Below are 18210 nucleotides of genomic sequence, written 5' to 3'. Positions count from 1 at the left end.
GTAGTTGAAAGCAACAATTACAATATAAAAGGTGATAGAAAGGTTTGGTAGAAAAATGAGTAACTGGGAAAGTTATGTGCGCAAGGTTGTTCCATACACACCAGGGGAGCAGCCAAAAGAGAAAGACATCATTAAGTTAAATACAAATGAAAACCCATATCCACCGGCACCAGGCGTTAAAGAGGTGTATCGTGCCTTTGAAACGGATCGGCTTAGACTGTATCCAGACCCATCCTGCGGGGAGCTTGTAGAGGCAATTGCGCAGTTTTACGGGGTAAAAAAGGAAGAGGTGTTTGTCGGCGTTGGTTCAGATGATGTACTTGCCATGATTTTCCTGACATTTTTTAATAGCAAAAAGCCAATTCTTTTCCCGGACATCACCTACTCTTTTTATGATGTATGGGCAGATATGCTTCGCATTCCGTATGAAGTCCAGCCGTTAAAGAGTGACTTTACGATTGATGTTACCGATTATGAAAAAGAAAATGGCGGTATCATTTTCCCAAACCCGAATGCGCCAACCGGCGTACTGCTTGAAACAGACAAAATTGAGCAGATTTTGCAGAAAAATAAAGATGTGATAGTGGTGGTGGATGAAGCATATATTGACTTTGGAGGAAAGTCAGCATTGCCTTTGATTCAAAAATATGATAACCTGCTTGTGGTACAGACATTTTCAAAATCCCGCTCCATGGCAGGAATCCGCATTGGTTATGCAATGGGAAATGAAAAGCTGATTCGCTATTTAAGTGATGTGAAGTATTCCTTCAACTCCTACACAATGAATCAGCTCACCCTGGCACTCGGAACTGCTGCGATTCGTGACAGAGCGTATTTTGAAGAAACAACTACAAAAGTAGTTCAAACAAGAGAACGTGTGAAGAAAGAATTAAAAGAACTCGGATTTTCGTTTGCAGATTCCATGAGCAACTTCATTTTTGCAACACATGAGTCAGTTACGGCAAAAGAGCTTTTCGAGGCGTTAAAGAAAGAACATATTTTTGTACGTTATTTTGCAAAAGAGAGAATTGATAACTATCTTCGTATCAGTATTGGTACGGATGAGCAGATGGATGTATTTCTGTCCTTTTTGCGTAAGTATTTGAAGAAAAAGTAGAATTCGTGTGAAAATTTTTCCTGCCAAAATGGTGCACATAGCAGTTGTTTTCACACAGGAATGGAGATTTTATGTTAAAGCATTACATTATGATTTTTTTCATTTCCATGGTGCCATTGATTGAATTAAGAGGAGCAATTCCATATTCGCAGATTTTTGGGTTGCCGATTGTTCCGTCTTTTATCATTTGCATCATTGGAAATATGGTACCGATTCCGATTATTTATCTGTTTGCCAGAAAAGTGTTAATCTGGGGTGCGGATAAGCCGGTTATCGGAAAATTCTTTACTTTTTGTCTGGAAAAAGGCGAAAAAGGTGGAAAGAAACTTCAGGCAAAGGCGGGAAGAGGTTTGTTTTTAGCATTACTTCTTTTTGTAGGAATTCCGGTACCTGGAACAGGTGCATGGACCGGAACCTTGGCAGCAAGTATCTTAGACATGGATTTTAAATCGACGGTAGCAGCAGTGTTACTTGGAATTCTTCTTGCGGGTGTCATTATGATGACACTTAGCTTTGTCGGGGTTAACATTTTTTAACCCCGATTTTTTTAATTTATATAAAGAGAGTTGCCTTTTCCACATAAAAGCACTGCAGGCAGCATTCTTTTTTCTGTTGTACAAGTGTAAGATATTCTAAGAATTTCTATTACGGTTTTGATAAAGCCACGCAACCGGCTTAAAGTCGCCATCCATGGCTCCGTTAAGCCTTTTTCAGACATCATGTCTGAAAATTGCTAGACGATGAAAGAAATTCTAAGAATATCTAACACTTTCCCAAAGAAAAAGAATTGCTGCCTGCAGTACTTTTATCTGCCAAAGGCAACTCTTTTTATATAAATTTAAAATCAGCCGGCGTTAAACTCTTGTCTTTTTCTGTCCAAAAACTAACACTGCCCCAATTACAAACAGAGCCATATAAATGGTGGAGGAGAAAAGGTACAGTGGGATGGAACCTGAGAAGTCGAGTAACGTTCCAATCACGGTTCCCCATAAATTGAACATCATATGGAGCAGGATGGAGTAGAAAATCGATCCTGTTTTTTCATAAACCAGTCCGAGGATAATTCCGAGGCAGAAGGCATAAACGCCCTGAATCATATTCATGTGGAGCACACCGAATAAGAGTGCCTGGAACAGGTTTGCAGCCCAGAATGGAAGACAGCGTCTGATACTTTTTAAAATCACGCCTCTGCAGAGCATTTCTTCACAGACGGGTGCGAGGAGAACCGAGTACAGGAAAAGACCAAAGGTTAATTTGTCATCCATGCCGGCATTTTCTAATAATTTTTCATACGTGTCCATCCAGCTTGGAAATAAGGTTGCCAGGATGGCGACAAGGTAGGTGCAGATACATTGCGCACCCGGTGTTAAAAGGACGATGCCAAGAACTGTTTTTGGATGAAAATTCTGTTTAAAGTCCGGGCAAAGTCTGCCATGAAACTTTACAACATACCAAATGCCAAAGGTGCAGATAGAAATCAAAGAGTAAAGAACCATCGTATAGGTAGAAAAACGTACATTTGTCTGCTGGTTCATCACATCTGCAAAAATAGAGCCGACATCAATGGCCGAATTCCCAGAAGTAGCAATAAGTTCTACGACACAAAGGATGCCCAATAAGAAAAAGGTTGCGGCGTATTCAATGGCAAAAACAAGCAAAAACGGTAAAAAAGAATAAAAAAAGTACCCAATTTTTTTTGACATAATAAAGGTTCTCCTACGAAAATTTTCTGAAAATAAAAAAAGGACTAGATTCCTTGTGAAACTTATGTTATTATAGCAATTCGTGAGATTGATTGCAAGAATACTATTTACTTTAAAACTTTAATATGGTAAAATATTAGTACGGAGTCGTATAGAGCGAAAGAAGGAGAATGAGAAATGAGCAAGAAACTTAGAACAGAAGCAGTGGATCATCTTTTTGATGCGATACTTTGTCTGGAGAATAGAGAAGAATGCTACACATTTTTCGAAGATGTCTGCACTGTAAATGAATTACTTTCATTGTCACAGAGATTTGAGGTTGCTAAAATGCTTCGTGACCAGAAGACATATCTGGATATTGCAGAAAAGACAGGAGCGTCTACCGCAACAATCAGCCGTGTGAATCGTTCTTTGAACTATGGCAATGACGGTTATGACATGGTCTTTTCCAGAATGCCAAACGAATAATTTTATGGGGAACAAAAAAGAAGCAGAGTTTTACTGCTTCTTTTTTTGCGTACTGCTTGTAGTTATTTTTTCCCTTTATGCGGTTTTTCAGTTGTTTCCTTCGCAGGCTGATGTTTCTTTTCAAATTCATCGATTGTCTTTTCAATCAGCATTTTTTTAATGTAGACGTCATAGCTTAACATACAGATAAAGCTAAAAGTCTGCAACAGTTCCTTGTCCTCTTCCGGGACATCCGTAAATGTCTCGTGAGCGGTGTTAAATTTCTTGGCAAGATCCTTCATCAGATTCTGCGTCTCGTGGTGCTCTAAGCCAAATACCTCGGTATAGATATCCTTTAAGCTAAGTTTTTCTTCATTTCCAAAATACTTGTCCGTGATTGGATTTAAGATAGACTGGATGTCACTGATGCTTAAAATATTTTTCAGATAGTAAATAAAAATCAAAGTCAGGACATGTTCTTTGGTGTATTTTTTCTTCTCCGGCGGTGGAAGCAGGTTGTTTTTCGCATAATTGTTAATCATGGTCTTGGTTAAGATTTTGTCATCTTCGTGTCGTTTGGAAGATGCAAGCTGGGAATCCATGAAGGTTGTAACCTGATCCATATAAAGCGGAATATTTGGAATGTCCTCTGGTTTTACATAATCTATTGCATCTAAGCTTTCTAAGATACTGCTTAAAAAGCGTTTTGTATCAATTGTCATATTTATTGTCACCTCTATATTACATTATATAGTATTGAAAACTAGATGACAAGAGAGAATGTGCGTAATTTTTCAATATTTTACAAAGATTACTGTTGGTAAATGTCTGGTTCTATGATATAATGCAAAAAGAAAAAACAGAACATATATTCTATTTGGGAGAATAAGGATGAGTATTTACGATACATTAAATGAACAACAGCAGAAAGGTGTGTTTACAACAGAAGGACCTGTCCTTTTGCTGGCAGGTGCCGGCTCTGGTAAGACCAGAGTGTTGACACACAGAACAGCATATCTGATTGAGGAAAAAGGCGTGAATCCCTATCACATTATGGCGATTACGTTCACGAATAAGGCTGCAGGCGAGATGAGAGAGCGTATTGACAAACTGATTGGCTATGGCTCGGAGAGCATCTGGGTGGCAACCTTCCATTCCACCTGTGTGCGCATATTAAGAAGACATATTGACCGTCTGGGATTTGATACCAATTTCACAATTTACGATGCAGATGACCAGAAGACGCTGATGAAGGACATTTGCAAGCGTTTGAATATTGATACTAAGATTTACAAAGAAAAAAGTCTTCTTGCAGCAATTTCCCATGCAAAAGATGAACTGGTCGGACCAGAAGATTTTGCACTCCGGGCAGCAGGAGATTACACTAAACAAAAGCAGGCGCAGGTGTACCGGGAATACCAGCAGCAGTTGAAGAAGAATAATGCATTGGATTTTGATGATTTGATTATTAAGACGGTGGAGCTGCTTCAGAATGATGCAGAAGTCCGGGAGTATTATCAGGAGCGTTTCCATTATCTGATGGTGGATGAGTATCAGGATACGAATACCGCACAGTTTGAACTGATTCGCCAGTTGTCCGGGAAGTACCGCAACCTTTGTGTGGTAGGTGACGATGACCAGTCTATCTATAAGTTCCGTGGAGCAAATATTTTTAATATTTTGAATTTTGAAAAATATTTCCCGGATGCCGTTACCATTAAGTTAGAGCAGAATTACCGTTCGACACAGAACATTTTGAATGCTGCAAATGGCGTGATTGCAAACAATGTCGGAAGAAAATCCAAAAAGCTCTGGACGGCAAATGACGAGGGCGAAAAGATTACGTTTGAGCAGTTCAATACCGGATATGATGAGGCGGATTACATCACAAGATCGATTCTTCGCGATGTGAAAAATGGGACTTATCATTACGGAGACATTGCGATTTTGTATCGTACCAATGCACAGTCCCGTTTGTTTGAGGAACGTTTTGTCGTATCGAATATTCCATACAAAATTGTCGGTGGCGTAAACTTCTATGCCAGAAAAGAAGTAAAGGATATCCTTGCATACTTAAAAACGATTGATAATGCAAGAGATGACCTTGCGGTGAAACGAATTATCAATGTGCCAAAGAGAGGAATCGGAGCAACCACGCTGAATAAAGTGTCGGATTATGCAGCAGTAGAGGGAATTAGTTTTTACCGCGCCCTGCAGATGGCGGATGACATCTCCACATTAGGAAGAAGTGCAGTCAAGATTAAGCCGTTTGTGAATTTTATCCAGATGATGCGCACCAAGGCATCGATTCTTAGCGTGTCCGAGCTTGTCGAAGAAGTCATCGAGGAAACCGGTTATGTGAGAGAGTTGGAATTAGAAGGAACCGAAGAAGCGCAGGCAAGAATCGAGAATATCGATGAGTTGATCAGTAAGGTTGTGGCATATGAAGAGGGAGAAGATACGCCGACATTAAGCGGATTCTTAGAGGAAGTGGCGCTGGTCGCTGACATTGATGGACTGGAGGATGACAGCGATTATGTCGTATTGATGACATTACATAGTGCAAAAGGATTGGAGTTCCCGAAAGTATTTTTAGCAGGAATGGAAGACGGACTGTTCCCAAGTTACATGTCCATCACATCAGACAATTCCAGGGAAGAATTAGAAGAAGAACGCCGTCTTGCCTATGTGGGTATCACAAGAGCGATGCAGGAGCTTACCATCACCTGTGCAAGACAGCGTATGGTTCGCGGGGAGACACAGTACAATAAAGTGTCCCGTTTTGTAAAAGAGATTCCGGCAGAATTGCTAGAAGGTGAAATGCCAAGTATGAGCAAAATCGAACAAAGCGGCACGGACGCATTCAAAAGAAAAGCACCGGGAAAATCTATCCTTAAGAAACCATCTTCCGGTCAGGCTATGCAGGCAAAAGCATTTGCTTCAGCCAATACCGCAAAGACAACGTTAGATTACAAAGTAGGAGATACGGTCCGCCATATCAAGTTCGGGGAAGGCGTTGTAACGGCGATTGTCGAAGGCGGAAGAGATTACGAGGTAACCGTCCAGTTTGAGACAGCGGGAACGAAGAAAATGTTTGCCTCTTTTGCAAAATTAAAAAAATTATAAAATCTTTTAAAAATGTTAATTTTTTATAGGCGAACGGGGAAAGATATGCTATAATAAATAATATGAATTGTAAGACTTTTCGATGGATTTCGAATGAGAATAAAATTAGGAAAAGGAGTGGTAACATGAACAAGATGGAAGAATTACTGAACATGGCGAAGGTGAATGATTTACTGAATAAGAAGCAGGTTGAAGAGAAGAAGACTTCCAAGGTCGTTTGGTTATTTGCGATTATTGGTATTGTTGCTGCTGTTGTAGCTGCAATTTATGGAATTTATCGTTTCTTCACCCCGGATTATTTAGAGGACTTCGAAGATGATTTCGAGGATGACTTTGATGACGATTTCTTTGAGGATGAAGATGACGACGAGAAGGAAGAATCAGCAGAAGAGAAAGAGGATACAGAAGAATAATCGTATCTGACATTTCCAGGTTGTGTAATCTGTGAGAGGATTCACTTATAGCAATGAAATAAGAATGGGGACTGCTTTGTGGCAGCCCCTTTTTAAATGATAGAAGGGTAAGAATAAACATGAAAAAAGGACAGGTTTTAGAAGGTATCATTGAGCGCGTTGACTTTCCAAACAAAGGCATTGTGACAACAGAGGAAGGAAAAACAGTTGTAGTTAAAAATGGAATTCCAGGACAGAAGGTTTCTTTTTCCATCAACAAGATTCGCAAGGGAAAATGCGAGGGAAGACTTTTAGAAGTATTAGAAAAGTCTGATTTAGAATCCGATGTGCCGGGATGTATCCATGCAGGAGAATGTGGTGGATGTACCTACCAAAGTCTGCCATATGAAGAGCAGTTAAAAATGAAAGCAGAACAGGTCAAAAAGCTGATGGATCAGGTAATTTCAGCGGAAGAAGCTTATGATTTCCTTGGAATTAAACCAAGTCCGATGCAAAAAGAATATCGTAATAAGATGGAGTTTTCGTTTGGAGATGAGGTAAAAGATGGCCCGCTTTCCCTTGGAATGCACAAACGTGGAAGCTTTTACGACATCGTGAGTGTCCCGGATTGTCAAATTGTTGACGAAGATTTTCGAACAGTTCTTTCTACCACACTGTCTTATTTTAAAGAAAAGGAGATTACTTACTATCATAAACTTCGTCATACCGGATATCTCCGTCACCTTCTGGTTCGAAAGGCAGTTAAGACCGGCGAAATCTTAGTAGATCTTGTAACAACGACGCAGATTGATTTTGCGGCAGGAAAGGAGAATCCAGCGTTCTCTGGAACAGAGGAAGAATTGTTAGAGGGCTGGAACCAGGCATTGCAGACCGCTTCTTACAAAGGAAAAATGACAGGGATTCTTCATACCAGGAATGATAATGTCGCAGATACGGTCACAAACGAAGGAACCGATATTTTATTTGGACAGGATTATTTCTACGAGGAGTTATTAGGACTTCGTTTTAAAATTACACCATTTTCCTTTTTCCAGACCAATTCTCTTGGTGCAGAAGTGTTATATCAGACTGCAAGAGAATTTATTGGCGACGCACTTCCAAGCGAGACAGAGGAAGATGTTGCTTCCAATGGAAAAGTAGTATTCGATTTATATTCTGGAACCGGAACCATTGCACAGATGCTCTCCCCGGTTGCAAAGAAGGTAATCGGTGTTGAAATCATCGAAGAGGCAGTGGAGGCTGCAAAAGAGAATGCAGCATTAAATGGTTTACATAACTGTGAGTTCATCGCCGGTGATGTCCTAAAAGTCATCGATTCCATCGAAGAAAAACCGGACTACATTGTACTTGACCCACCTCGTGATGGAATTAATCCCAAGGCACTCGAAAAAATCATCCGCTACGATGTACCACAGATGGTCTACATCTCCTGCAAGCCGACAAGTCTTGCGAGAGACTTAGAGGTGCTCCAGGCGAGAGGGTATCGTGTGGAGAAGGTCCGTTGTGTGGATATGTTTCCGAATACGGTGCATGTGGAGACTGTAGTTCTTTTGTCCCAACAAAAGCCGGATGATTATGTTGAGGTGGAACTTGAGTTGGATGAGCTGGATGTGACTTCGGCAGAGAGTAAGGCGACTTATAAGGAAATTCAGGAGTATGTGCTGAAAGAACATGGGCTGAAGGTTTCTAATCTGTATATTTCGCAGGTAAAAAGGAAATGTGGAATAGAGGTTGGGGAGAATTATAATCTTCCTAAATCGGAAGATAGCAGACAGCCTCAATGTCTGGTGGAGAAGGAAAAAGCTATTAGGGATGCGCTGGAGCATTTTGGGATGCTATAACAAGTGTTTCAAGAATGAAAATGTAAACCAATAGTAGAGAAGACCAAGCGTAGAGTTGCGGGCTATGCCCGAGTTTCAACGGAGCATGAAGAACAGGCACCAGCTATGATGCTCAGATGGATTATTATACTAATTACATTACTTCCCGTGATGATTGGAGTTTTGTCGGGATGTATTCTGATGAGGGTATTACAGCTACAAACACCAAAAGAAGAGAAGGCTTTAACCAGATGATTGAGGATGCCCTTGCCGGAAAGATAGACCTTATCATCACAAAGTCGGTCAGCCGATTTGCAAGAAATACCGTTGATTCCCTAACAACAGTCAAGGAACTGAAGGAAAAAGGAGTGGAGATTTATTTCGAGAAAGAGAATATCTGGAAGCTCGATGCAAAAGGGGAGCTTCTTATTACGATAATGAGTTCCCTTGCACAGGAGGAATCCAGATCCATTTCAGAGAATACCACATGGGGAAAAAGAAAAATGTTTGCAGACGGAAGGGCGAGCATAGGATTTAAACACTTTCTGGGGTATGACAGAGGAACAGATGGCGAATTTATCATCAACGAAGAACAGGCAGTAACCGTCAGATATATTTACAAGCGATATCTTGAGGGGTATTCCACATATAAGATTGCCTGTGAACTTACCTAAATGGGAGTGAAGACCCCTGCCGGGAAAGATAAATGGCATCCAAGTTCAGTGATGAGTATCCTTCAGAATGAAAAGTACAAAGGGGATGCCCTTCTGCAGAAGACATTTACAAAGGACTTCTTAACTCATAAGCTGGTAGTTAACAATGGCGAGGTGCCACAGTATTATGTGGAAGGACACCATGAAGGCATTGTGACAGCCGACCAGTTCGACCAAGTTCAGGCAGAAATTTTAAGGCGAAAGGGTATGCAGAAATATAGTGGTGTGGGATTGTTTTCTTCCATAATAAGGTGTGGAGAATGTGGTTCTTGGTACGGTGCCAAGGTTTGGCATTCCAATGATAAGTACAGAAAGGTCATCTACAGATGCAATAACAAATATGCCGATGGTTGCAAGTGCAAAACACCACACATCAACGAGGATGAGTTAAAGAAATTGTTCATCAAGGCGGCCAACGAGTTATTTTCTGAAAGGGAAGAGATTCTTGCAAACACCAAAGTTATGATGGAAATGGTCTGTGAGACGGATTCACTGGACAGGGATTTGCAGGATAGCATCGCAGAACTTAACATCATCTCGGAGCAGATGCAGATTGCCATTGCAGAGAACAGCCGTGTGGCATTAGACCAGGACGAGTATGAAAAACGCTATGCCGAACTTACGGCAAGATATGAAAAGGCAAAAGCTAAGTATGATGACATCGCAGAGCAGATAGAAAGAAGGCAAAGCAAGAATTGTTCAAAGGGTTCATTCGAACTTTGGAGAAGCAGGACGGCTTAACCTGCGAGTTCGATGCCGGGATTTGGAGCAGCTTGGTACAGGAAGTGATTGTAAAAGCCAAGGACGATATAAGATTCATATTCAAGAACGGATTTGAAGTAAGAGTATAGAAATGGGATCTGTGGCACTCGGGCAGTGAAATACTGGGGTGGTTTATGTGGAAAAAATGTAGGCGATATGATATGATAAACGACAAGATGTCCCATGAAAAAATTTTTGATGGATTAATTTGATATTTTGTTAAAAGAATAAAAACAAAATAGGAGTGAAATTTTGATGAATATTGAAAAAAATTTGAGAGGTGGAAAGTTTAATCGTCTTCTTGAAAAAGCTATGGTTGATGTAAAAAATAAGACAAACCTAAACAGATTGGAACTGGAAGTTGTTTATTTGCTATCTCATTATGATGAGATAACAACATTGACGGATATATGTCGGTACACGCAGATGAATAAAGGTCATATGTCTACTACTTTAGAGAATCTTGTTAAACAAGGATACATTGTATGCAAAAGAGATGATAAAGATCGTAGATATGTGAAATATGAGCTGACCGATGCGTCGGAACATCTCTGTCAGGAAATGGAGATTCTCTGGGCAGAGTTAACCGCCAAGGTGGTGGAAGGAATTGATGAAAGTTCTTTGGCGGTATTTAACCGGGTGTCTGAGCAGATTAGTCATAATATAGACAGATTGTTGGAGAATGACTAGGAATTGTTACACCGAGTAGTCGGTGTGCAATTTTTTTACTTTATAGGAAATTTCTCAAACAGTCAGAAATAGTGTATAATGAACTTGAAATAAAAAATGACATGACAAAAGAGCGAATGGTGGATTCGCCATGACGTTGTTTATGAAGTTTTTTGTTTTGGTTTAGGACAGCTGCACTATCTGACTATGGAGAAAGAATTACTATGAGCATGGAGTTATCCATATCCCATAACCTTTCGATATTGTTCAAATAGTGCAGTTTTTTTGTGGTAAACTTCTAAAACCAACATAGAAGTGCCACATTCGGAACAGCAGAGAGGGTCGTATCCGAAAGAGAGAAGAATGGAGTGCCGCCAGTCCTGGATAGAACGCAGGAAATGTTGTTTTTCAGCAGAAATACATTTACGGAGATTCTTTTCCTGTTTATGATGTTTGGCATATATCCCATAGTAGCGAAGCATTTTGAAATGTTTTTCGGGGATGTGTACAATTAGTTTTTGGATGAAGTTCAAAGCAGGGATGGTTTCAGTAACTGTTTTGTTGTCTTCGTGTCTGGTGTAATGAAAGGTTACATTTTCGCCGTCATAATAATCAATACGTGATGTGGCGATAACAGGCCTGCCGAGGTATCGGCTGATGTATTTAATGGTAATATCAGGAGTGCAGAGATTTGGCTTTGCACGAACATAAAAACCATTGGAGTGTTTTGTGTACATTTCATTTTTAACTTTACGAAAGGTGGGACCAATACGGAAGGAGAGCTGTTCAAGCAGCACTTTGCGGAAGGCATTACGAAGAAAGTTGTAATCAAAGTGTTTGACAGGACGCCAGGGAGTGATGTTGCCAGCACCGCCTTCAGAGATGAGGGCATGGATATGGGGATTCCATTTTAAGTCACGCCCAAAGGTGTGAAGAACACAGATAAATCCGGGAGTAAAGTTTTCAGTTTTATTCATTTTGGAAAACATACGAAGGACAACGTCACGGACAGAATGAAATAAGCAATTTAAGAGAGACCTGTCTTTGAGAAAATAAATGCGGAGTTCCTCTGGGATGGTGAAAACACAATGGCGGTGAACACAGGAAACGAGCTTGCAGGACATCTGAAAAGAACGAAGCTGGTTGTATTTGTTTCCACAGGAAGGGCAAAAACGGCTTTTACAGCGAAAGGGAACAAATTTAAGATTTCCGCAGTGAGGACAGCCATACATGGCACCACCGTGAGAAGAGTCACCACAATGAATCATCTTGTTGACATTTTCAATGACAGCAGGACGAGGATGGAGTTGGTAAATGATGTGTTCATAATAATCGGTAAAGATGGATTGTAATATATTCATAATAGAATTTTACATAGGTAATTGCGAAACAAGTTCGCAATCTTGATTGAAAACAAGGATAGAATCCTGCAATGCAGGATTCTTGGAATGGAAGGTGGCAGTCATTCATTTAGGGCATGACAAAAAGGCTTCATAGTTAGTATGAAGCAGAAAAATTTATAAAATCTCAATTTTAAGCAATCAAAGGCTTAAGACTTCGGATGTATTGATGTTGATGAATTTTATCAGCAACGATTACTGTAACAAGTTGAGCTATGCCAGCCAAAAGTAAATCGGCATGAAGCGTTTTTTCGTTCTGGGTTTTACGATTAGCTACGCAAAAGCTGTCTTTAAAGTGGTTAATAGATTTTTCAACGTTTACACGGATTTTATATGTTTCTTCCCATTCGTCTGACCCCCGTTCCACTCCGGGATAGGCACGAAGATTCTTTTCGGGATAAACGTAAATCATTCTTCCACAGGAAGATGTTGTGCAGGGATTATCACAATGGCATACACGGCGTTTTGTTTTATCTGCTTTATTGTATTCCCATTTCATTTTCGGGCAGACAAATTTCATCGTGGGAATTTTGCTTTTTAAGTGTGATTTACTACCTTCTCTTTTCATAGGAAGCGAAGGATCATGAGGACAACAGGGAACACCATTTTCGTTGATGGTATAACCGTTATCTTCCATAGAAAGTTTAACGCGGAGAGGAATAAATGCTTTTTCAAATCCAATTTCACCGAAAAGAGATTTGTAGATTTCAATCGTGTCAAAAGCAGCATCACCAAGAAAAGTCTTAGGGGCGATAAGCGGATGCTTCTGAAAGAAATCAACCAGGACAGGAAGCAGGGCTTTTGAATCGGCAAGAGATTTATCCTCATCAGGAGAGTCAGATTTCTTTTCCACAACGATATCCGGATGAGCCTTTAGGAACTCTTTGTTATAGAAAGTGATATCACGGACAATACCAAGTCCGTTGGTTACAATGCCAAACTTATAGGCGTAACAGAAATGTCCATTAATGTACATCTGCTGGATTGCCTGATTGGAAGCAGCATGCGTAGGCATGGAACCATAAGCAGCCTTATAAGGATCATAGGAATCATCAAGGTTATGGGATTTCTTGAAAGCCTTTAACTGCTTGATAATACGGTTTGCGTATTTTGGATTATTTTCAGTCACCCAGGCTTCAATGCCAGAGGTATCGAAGATGGTCATAGCCGCCAGATGAGGATCAAGTTTTTGGCATATCGGTTCGGTCATATCAACCATGTGAACGAACATAGATTGTAAGTCCATCAGGAAATCCTGTTTAAAACGGGTAAATTTTGAGGCATCAGGAACAACATCAAAGCCACAGAAATCACGTAATTCCTGAGAGTATTTCAAGAAAACGATTAGGAGCATATCAGTCGGGATTGAGAATATACGCTGAATCAGAAAAGCTTTAAGCATTGGATAAAGCTGGTGCTTACGAGGTCTTCCGGTTGAAGCATGAAAATGAGTAACAAAAGAAACAGGAACAATTTCATCAAGGTTAATGGCTTCATCAAGAAGAGAAAGGAACTGGTATTTGTCGTTGTCGAATTTATTTTGGCAATCTTCAAAAACTTCTGCCAAAGAGAGCTGTTTATGTGTTATCATGTAGGTATATCTCCTTTAGGTGGATTGGTTGATAGTTTCTCACAACTCTATTTTAGCATAAACCTTGAGGAGATATTTTATTTTAACAACAAAAAAAGCCGTATTTATGCGGCTTTTGGCGTTTCGCAAGCGCCTATAGAATTTTACAATAAAGAAGGAGATAAGAAAACCCCTACCCCTCATGAATGAGGGGCTAGGGGAGTTGAGAGTGTCGAAGACACTTTTTTATTTCTTTTGAAAAAATGGGTTGACATATGTCTTTTATGTGCTATAATCCTTTTTAAACAAACAGTTTGGAAACAAACTGTTTATATATGCTTCATATGAAGCATATATTTTTTACAAAATAAGTAGCACTCAATACAAGAGAGTGCTAACAATAAAGAAAAGAGGTAATGATTATGCAGTTAAAACCATTAGGAGAGCGTGTTGTTTTAAAACAGCAGGAAGCAGAAGAAAAAACCCAGTCCGGAATTATATTACCGGATAGTGCAAAAGAAAAGCCACAGACAGCTGTTGTCATTGCAGTAGGACCTGGAAGTGAAAAGAATGGAAAGAAAACAGAAATGCAGGTAAAAGAAGGCGACCGTGTGATTTATTCTCAGTATTCCGGTACAGATGTTAAGTTGGAGGATGAGGAATATATCATCGTAAATCAGTCCGACATTATTGCAATTGTGGAGTAGTAAAATAAAAATACAGTTATTTTATATGTAGAAAGAAGGAATTAACATGGCAAAGGAAATTTTGTTTGATATCGATGCAAGAAAAAAGATGGAAGCAGGCGTTGATAAGCTGGCAGATACAGTAAAGGTGACAATCGGACCTAAGGGACGTAACGTTGTATTGGATAAATCTTACGGAACTCCTTTGATTACGAACGATGGTGTTACGATTGCAAAGGAGATTGAACTGGAAGATCCTTATGAGAATATGGGTGCACAACTTGTGAAAGAGGTCGCAACCAAAACGAATGACATTGCAGGAGATGGCACGACAACGGCAACTGTTTTGGCACAGGCTCTAGTAGGCGAGGGTATGAAAAATATAGCAGCAGGTGCAAATCCAATTATTTTGCGAAAAGGAATGAAGAAAGCAGCAGATACAACTATTGAAGCACTGGTTAAAATGAGCAAGCCTGTAACCGGAAAAGATCACATTGCAAAGGTTGCTGCAATATCTGCAGGTAATGATGAAGTCGGAACAATGATTGCCGATGCAATGGAAAAGGTTGGAGAGAATGGCGTCATCACAATAGAAGAATCAAAGACGATGCAGACAGAGATAGAGGTTGTAGAGGGAATGCAGTTTGACAACGGTTATTTATCTGCTTACATGTGTGATGATAAAGAAAAGATGATAGCTAATATGAATCATCCATACATTTTGATTACGGACAAAAAGATATCTAATATAAAGGATATTCTTCCTATATTGGAGCAGGTAATGCAGCAGGGAAGAGAAATGCTGATTATTGCAGATGACGTAGAGGGTGAAGCACTTACAACACTAATCGTAAACAGGTTGAGAGGCACACTCAAGGTCGTAGCTGTAAAGGCACCGGGGTATGGTGATGGTCGTAAGGAGATATTAAAGGATATTGCAATTCTGACAGGTGGACAGGCAGTACTCGATGACCTTGGCATGCAATTAAAGGATATCACAGTTGATATGCTTGGACAGACGAAATCAGTTAAAGTAACAAAGGAACATACAACCATCGTGGATGGCGAGGGCAAGAAACAGGACATTGAAGAAAGAATCGCAATGATTAAGAGACAGGCTGCAGATGCTTCTGAGTACGACAGGGATAAGCTGGTAGACCGGGTGGCTAAGCTCGGCGGTGGTGTTGCAGTTATTAAGATTGGAGCCGCAACTGAAACAGAGATGAAGGAAGCTAAGTATCGTATAGAGGATGCATTAAATGCCACTAGGGCTGCTGTGTCAGAGGGCATCATCAGTGGCGGCGGATCTGCTTATGTTCACGCACAAAAGGCAGTATATGACATGATATCAAGCATGGAGGGTGATGAGAGAACAGGAGCAGAGATTGTAGCCAAGGCATTGGAGGCTCCGCTTCGTGCCATTGCTGAAAATGCAGGCCTAGAGGGTGCTGTCATCATCAATAAGGTAAAGGAGTCAGATGAGGGCATAGGCTTTGATGCAATTTCTGAACAGTACGTCAATATGGTCGATGCAGGAATTATTGATCCTGTCAAGGTTACAAGAAGTGCACTTTCCAATGCGATTAGTGTGTCATCAACCTTATTAACAACGGAAGCTGCTGTGGCAAATATTAAGGAAACAGCACCTGCAATGCCGGCACAACCGGAAATGGGCTATTAAAATAATCCATTCTCTTTTACGAAGGGAAGTGACAGTCTATTGCTTCCCTTATTTTAAATAAAGGAGGAGTAATATGGCAGAAACTATAGGAAATACAGATATTATAAAGCTGTCCAACGAATTGATATACCAAAGGCACTTGTTTAACCGGGAGCATAGAAAAGATGTCTTTATGAAAATGAGTATCCCGGAATACATTGCATTACAATATATTGCAATGGAGGAGACATCCGACATTTATTCAGGACGAGTCTATCTGAAGGATTTAGCGGACAAGCTTCAGATGACGATGCGACAGATTTCTAAAATGGTAGAAAAGCTACGAGACGTAGGATATGTATTATGGTCTCATGACGGTAACGGCAGTGAGGGCACCTATGTTACAATTACTGAAAGCGGACGAAGCCTGTTAAGGGCGCAGGAAGAAACACTTAAGAAGTATTACGGGAAGGTGTTCGAAAAGTTTGGAAAGGATAATTTGATTCAGTTACTACAGCTTATGAAGCAGTTGGAAACTATTATGAGCAGTGAGGTGGAGAATCTGGAGGTGAATAGAGATGACAACGGAGCAGATGAATGATTATTTTGAAGAATTGGAAGCAGTTTGTCTGAAAAATGATAACATTGCTCCGCGGTTATTTGAAGAATATGGCGTAAACAAAGGGCTTAGAGATGAAAATGGGAAAGGTGTCCTTACAGGACTTACCAACATATCAAAAATAGTGTCTTCAAAAATTGTTGATAATCAGAAGATTCCCTGCGATGGGGAATTGTGGTACCGGGGCTATCGAGTGGAAGATTTGATTCATTGTTTAGGACAAAATGAGTTTGGATTTGAAAAAATAGCATATCTTCTTTTGATGGGAAAACTGCCTGATGAAAGAGAGAAGGAAGGCTTCGATAGAATTATTGGAGAGTGTAGGACATTGCCAACCAATTTTACAAGGGATGTCATTATGAAAGCACCTTCGGAGGATGTCATGAATTCCATGACCCGAAGTATTCTTACCCTGGCATCTTATGATAAAAAGGTAAAAGAACCAAGTGTCAGCAATTCGCTGCGTCAGTGCATCCAGCTCATCAGTGAGTTCCCATTGTTGGCAGTATATGGATATAATGCTTACAATCATTATGAAAAAAATGAGAGTATGTATATTCATCATCCCGATAAACAGCTTTCCACCGCGGAAAATCTATTGATGCTTCTGCGACCAGACCGGAAATATACCCTTACAGAGGCAAAGGTTTTAGATACGGCACTCATTTTGCATATGGAACATGGAGGCGGTAATAATTCTACATTTACCACAAGAGTCGTTACGTCATCTGGGTCTGACACTTATTCAACGATGGCAGCAGCAATGTGTTCGCTAAAAGGACCAAAACACGGAGGCGCCAACATTAAGGTAATGGAAATGATGGATGATATTAGGGCGCATATAAAGGATTATTCAGATCAGGATGAGATAGAAGCATACTTAAGAAGGATTGTTGATAAAGATGCATTTGACCATAAGGGCTTAATCTATGGAATGGGACATGCAGTGTATTCTATTTCTGATCCGAGGGAGAGAGTATTTAAAGATTATGTAAAACAACTGGCAGAGGAAAAGAAAAGGCAAAAAGATCTTGAATTGTATGAAAATATAGAGATGCTTGCTCCAAAGATCATAGCAGACAAAAGACATATCTATAAAGGTGTCAGTCCCAATGTAGATTTTTACAGTGGATTTGTCTACGATATGCTGGGTATACCGGTAGAACTTTATACAGCCATGTTTGCAGTAGCCAGAATCGTCGGTTGGAGTGCACACAGAATAGAAGAGATGATTTGCACGGATAAAATCATCAGACCAGCATATATGAGTGTTATGGAAGAAAAAAGACTCAGTTAGAGAGCTTTCTAATCAAGATTTCAGATGGTGTAATAATAAAATAATGCGTCAGCATATACATAAATTAAAGAGCAGCAGACTTCATAGGGGTGTTCATTTGAACACCCTTTTTGCTGTCTAAAGGGTTCATCGTTAAGATTGTATCATTTTTATTGTCCCAACGAACTAATATGGACATCCAGTGGGAGAAACGTTTATTCGGGTCAAT

The 18210-nt window shown here is 40.1% G+C and carries 17 protein-coding genes and 1 pseudogene; 14 read left to right on the top strand and 4 right to left on the bottom strand.

From position 1 onward, the window contains the following. Positions 1-55 precede the first annotated feature (55 nt). Positions 56-1117, top strand: a complete 1062-nt coding sequence (gene hisC, locus BIV16_RS08735) for a histidinol-phosphate transaminase (RefSeq protein WP_075681781.1) — start codon at positions 56-58, stop codon at positions 1115-1117. A gap of 71 nt (positions 1118-1188) precedes the next feature. Further along, positions 1189-1653, top strand: coding sequence for a COG2426 family protein (locus BIV16_RS08730; RefSeq protein WP_075681779.1), 465 nt, complete (start codon positions 1189-1191; stop codon positions 1651-1653). 318 nt (positions 1654-1971) lie between these two features. Here BIV16_RS08730 and BIV16_RS08725 read toward each other — a convergent pair whose 3' ends face one another. Then, positions 1972-2820: a CPBP family intramembrane glutamic endopeptidase gene (locus tag BIV16_RS08725; RefSeq protein ID WP_075681777.1), complete on the bottom strand. Its 849-nt coding sequence runs from the start codon at positions 2818-2820 to the stop codon at positions 1972-1974. A gap of 177 nt (positions 2821-2997) precedes the next feature. On the opposite strand from BIV16_RS08725, the gene BIV16_RS08720 reads away from it, so the two are divergent. Then, complete coding sequence (locus BIV16_RS08720; RefSeq protein ID WP_075681775.1) at positions 2998-3288, top strand: YerC/YecD family TrpR-related protein; 291 nt, start codon at positions 2998-3000, stop codon at positions 3286-3288. Positions 3289-3350: 62 nt separating this feature from the next. Here BIV16_RS08720 and BIV16_RS08715 read toward each other — a convergent pair whose 3' ends face one another. Next, the gene (locus tag BIV16_RS08715) at positions 3351-3989 is read right to left on the bottom strand and encodes a DUF1836 domain-containing protein (protein ID WP_075681773.1); all 639 of its coding nucleotides are present in this window, start codon (positions 3987-3989) and stop codon (positions 3351-3353) included. 169 nt (positions 3990-4158) lie between these two features. Between BIV16_RS08715 and pcrA the strand changes: the two genes are divergently transcribed. The 6 genes from pcrA to BIV16_RS08685 all read left to right on the top strand — a co-directional run bounded on the left by pcrA (position 4159) and on the right by BIV16_RS08685 (position 10791). Continuing rightward, a complete protein-coding gene (gene pcrA, locus BIV16_RS08710) occupies positions 4159-6393 on the top strand; it encodes a DNA helicase PcrA (RefSeq protein WP_075681771.1) in 2235 nt (744 codons plus the stop codon). Positions 6394-6518: 125 nt separating this feature from the next. Continuing rightward, the gene (locus BIV16_RS08705; protein ID WP_075681769.1) at positions 6519-6806 is read left to right on the top strand and encodes a hypothetical protein; all 288 of its coding nucleotides are present in this window, start codon (positions 6519-6521) and stop codon (positions 6804-6806) included. 119 nt (positions 6807-6925) lie between these two features. Continuing rightward, complete coding sequence (gene rlmD / locus BIV16_RS08700) at positions 6926-8647, top strand: 23S rRNA (uracil(1939)-C(5))-methyltransferase RlmD (protein ID WP_075681766.1); 1722 nt, start codon at positions 6926-6928, stop codon at positions 8645-8647. Positions 8648-8763: 116 nt separating this feature from the next. After that, entirely contained in the window at positions 8764-9300 is a 537-nt protein-coding gene (locus tag BIV16_RS08695; protein WP_330546270.1) for a recombinase family protein, read from the top strand. Then, the gene (locus BIV16_RS08690; RefSeq protein ID WP_330546269.1) at positions 9301-10080 is read left to right on the top strand and encodes a recombinase zinc beta ribbon domain-containing protein; all 780 of its coding nucleotides are present in this window, start codon (positions 9301-9303) and stop codon (positions 10078-10080) included. A 276-nt stretch (positions 10081-10356) separates the two neighbouring features. Then, positions 10357-10791: a MarR family winged helix-turn-helix transcriptional regulator gene (locus BIV16_RS08685; protein ID WP_075681764.1), complete on the top strand. Its 435-nt coding sequence runs from the start codon at positions 10357-10359 to the stop codon at positions 10789-10791. Between the two features lie 215 nt (positions 10792-11006). Here BIV16_RS08685 and BIV16_RS08680 read toward each other — a convergent pair whose 3' ends face one another. Together BIV16_RS08680 and BIV16_RS08670 are read right to left on the bottom strand one after the other, a co-directional pair. After that, the gene (locus BIV16_RS08680; protein WP_075679811.1) at positions 11007-12131 is read right to left on the bottom strand and encodes an IS91 family transposase; all 1125 of its coding nucleotides are present in this window, start codon (positions 12129-12131) and stop codon (positions 11007-11009) included. A gap of 252 nt (positions 12132-12383) precedes the next feature. Then, positions 12384-13761: pseudogene (locus BIV16_RS08670) on the bottom strand (transposase). On the opposite strand from BIV16_RS08670, the gene BIV16_RS08665 reads away from it, so the two are divergent. The 5 genes from BIV16_RS08665 (at position 13750) to BIV16_RS08645 (ending at position 18002) form a co-directional block, all read left to right on the top strand. Continuing rightward, positions 13750-13950 (top strand): hypothetical protein, encoded by a 201-nt coding sequence (locus BIV16_RS08665; protein WP_075681760.1) that lies wholly within the window; start codon positions 13750-13752, stop codon positions 13948-13950. The pseudogene BIV16_RS08670 and the gene BIV16_RS08665 sit on opposite strands and share 12 nt — an antisense overlap. Positions 13951-14162: 212 nt before the next feature. Then, positions 14163-14447, top strand: a complete 285-nt coding sequence (gene groES, locus BIV16_RS08660) for a co-chaperone GroES (RefSeq protein ID WP_075681758.1) — start codon at positions 14163-14165, stop codon at positions 14445-14447. 46 nt (positions 14448-14493) lie between these two features. Further along, positions 14494-16107 carry a chaperonin GroEL gene (gene groL, locus BIV16_RS08655; RefSeq protein ID WP_075681756.1) on the top strand — a complete coding sequence of 538 codons (1614 nt, stop codon included), beginning with the start codon at positions 14494-14496 and terminating at the stop codon, positions 16105-16107. 73 nt (positions 16108-16180) lie between these two features. Further along, on the top strand, positions 16181-16687 hold the full coding sequence (locus BIV16_RS08650; protein ID WP_075681754.1) for a MarR family winged helix-turn-helix transcriptional regulator: 507 nt from the start codon (positions 16181-16183) through the stop codon (positions 16685-16687). Next, on the top strand, positions 16665-18002 hold the full coding sequence (locus tag BIV16_RS08645) for a citrate/2-methylcitrate synthase (protein WP_143524778.1): 1338 nt from the start codon (positions 16665-16667) through the stop codon (positions 18000-18002). The genes BIV16_RS08650 and BIV16_RS08645 overlap by 23 nt, the downstream gene beginning before the upstream one ends. The last annotated feature ends 208 nt before the right edge of the window (positions 18003-18210 follow it).

This window comes from Roseburia sp. 831b (genome assembly GCF_001940165.2).
Classification (GTDB): Bacteria; Bacillota; Clostridia; order Lachnospirales; family Lachnospiraceae; genus Roseburia.
This window is presented reverse-complemented; position numbering and strand designations above follow the sequence as displayed.

What these genes read in the sequence shown, in the direction of transcription:
- hisC (WP_075681781.1), top strand. Translation starts at nt 56, where the DNA reads ATGAGTAACTGGGAAAGTTATGTGCGCAAGGTTGTTCCATACACACCA.
- BIV16_RS08730 (WP_075681779.1), top strand. Translation starts at nt 1,189, where the DNA reads ATGTTAAAGCATTACATTATGATTTTTTTCATTTCCATGGTGCCATTG.
- BIV16_RS08725 (WP_075681777.1), bottom strand. Translation starts at nt 2,820, where the DNA reads ATGTCAAAAAAAATTGGGTACTTTTTTTATTCTTTTTTACCGTTTTTG.
- BIV16_RS08720 (WP_075681775.1), top strand. Translation starts at nt 2,998, where the DNA reads ATGAGCAAGAAACTTAGAACAGAAGCAGTGGATCATCTTTTTGATGCG.
- BIV16_RS08715 (WP_075681773.1), bottom strand. Translation starts at nt 3,989, where the DNA reads ATGACAATTGATACAAAACGCTTTTTAAGCAGTATCTTAGAAAGCTTA.
- pcrA (WP_075681771.1), top strand. Translation starts at nt 4,159, where the DNA reads ATGAGTATTTACGATACATTAAATGAACAACAGCAGAAAGGTGTGTTT.
- BIV16_RS08705 (WP_075681769.1), top strand. Translation starts at nt 6,519, where the DNA reads ATGAACAAGATGGAAGAATTACTGAACATGGCGAAGGTGAATGATTTA.
- rlmD (WP_075681766.1), top strand. Translation starts at nt 6,926, where the DNA reads ATGAAAAAAGGACAGGTTTTAGAAGGTATCATTGAGCGCGTTGACTTT.
- BIV16_RS08695 (WP_330546270.1), top strand. Translation starts at nt 8,764, where the DNA reads ATGGATTATTATACTAATTACATTACTTCCCGTGATGATTGGAGTTTT.
- BIV16_RS08690 (WP_330546269.1), top strand. Translation starts at nt 9,301, where the DNA reads ATGGGAGTGAAGACCCCTGCCGGGAAAGATAAATGGCATCCAAGTTCA.
- BIV16_RS08685 (WP_075681764.1), top strand. Translation starts at nt 10,357, where the DNA reads ATGAATATTGAAAAAAATTTGAGAGGTGGAAAGTTTAATCGTCTTCTT.
- BIV16_RS08680 (WP_075679811.1), bottom strand. Translation starts at nt 12,131, where the DNA reads ATGAATATATTACAATCCATCTTTACCGATTATTATGAACACATCATT.
- BIV16_RS08665 (WP_075681760.1), top strand. Translation starts at nt 13,750, where the DNA reads ATGTGTTATCATGTAGGTATATCTCCTTTAGGTGGATTGGTTGATAGT.
- groES (WP_075681758.1), top strand. Translation starts at nt 14,163, where the DNA reads ATGCAGTTAAAACCATTAGGAGAGCGTGTTGTTTTAAAACAGCAGGAA.
- groL (WP_075681756.1), top strand. Translation starts at nt 14,494, where the DNA reads ATGGCAAAGGAAATTTTGTTTGATATCGATGCAAGAAAAAAGATGGAA.
- BIV16_RS08650 (WP_075681754.1), top strand. Translation starts at nt 16,181, where the DNA reads ATGGCAGAAACTATAGGAAATACAGATATTATAAAGCTGTCCAACGAA.
- BIV16_RS08645 (WP_143524778.1), top strand. Translation starts at nt 16,665, where the DNA reads ATGACAACGGAGCAGATGAATGATTATTTTGAAGAATTGGAAGCAGTT.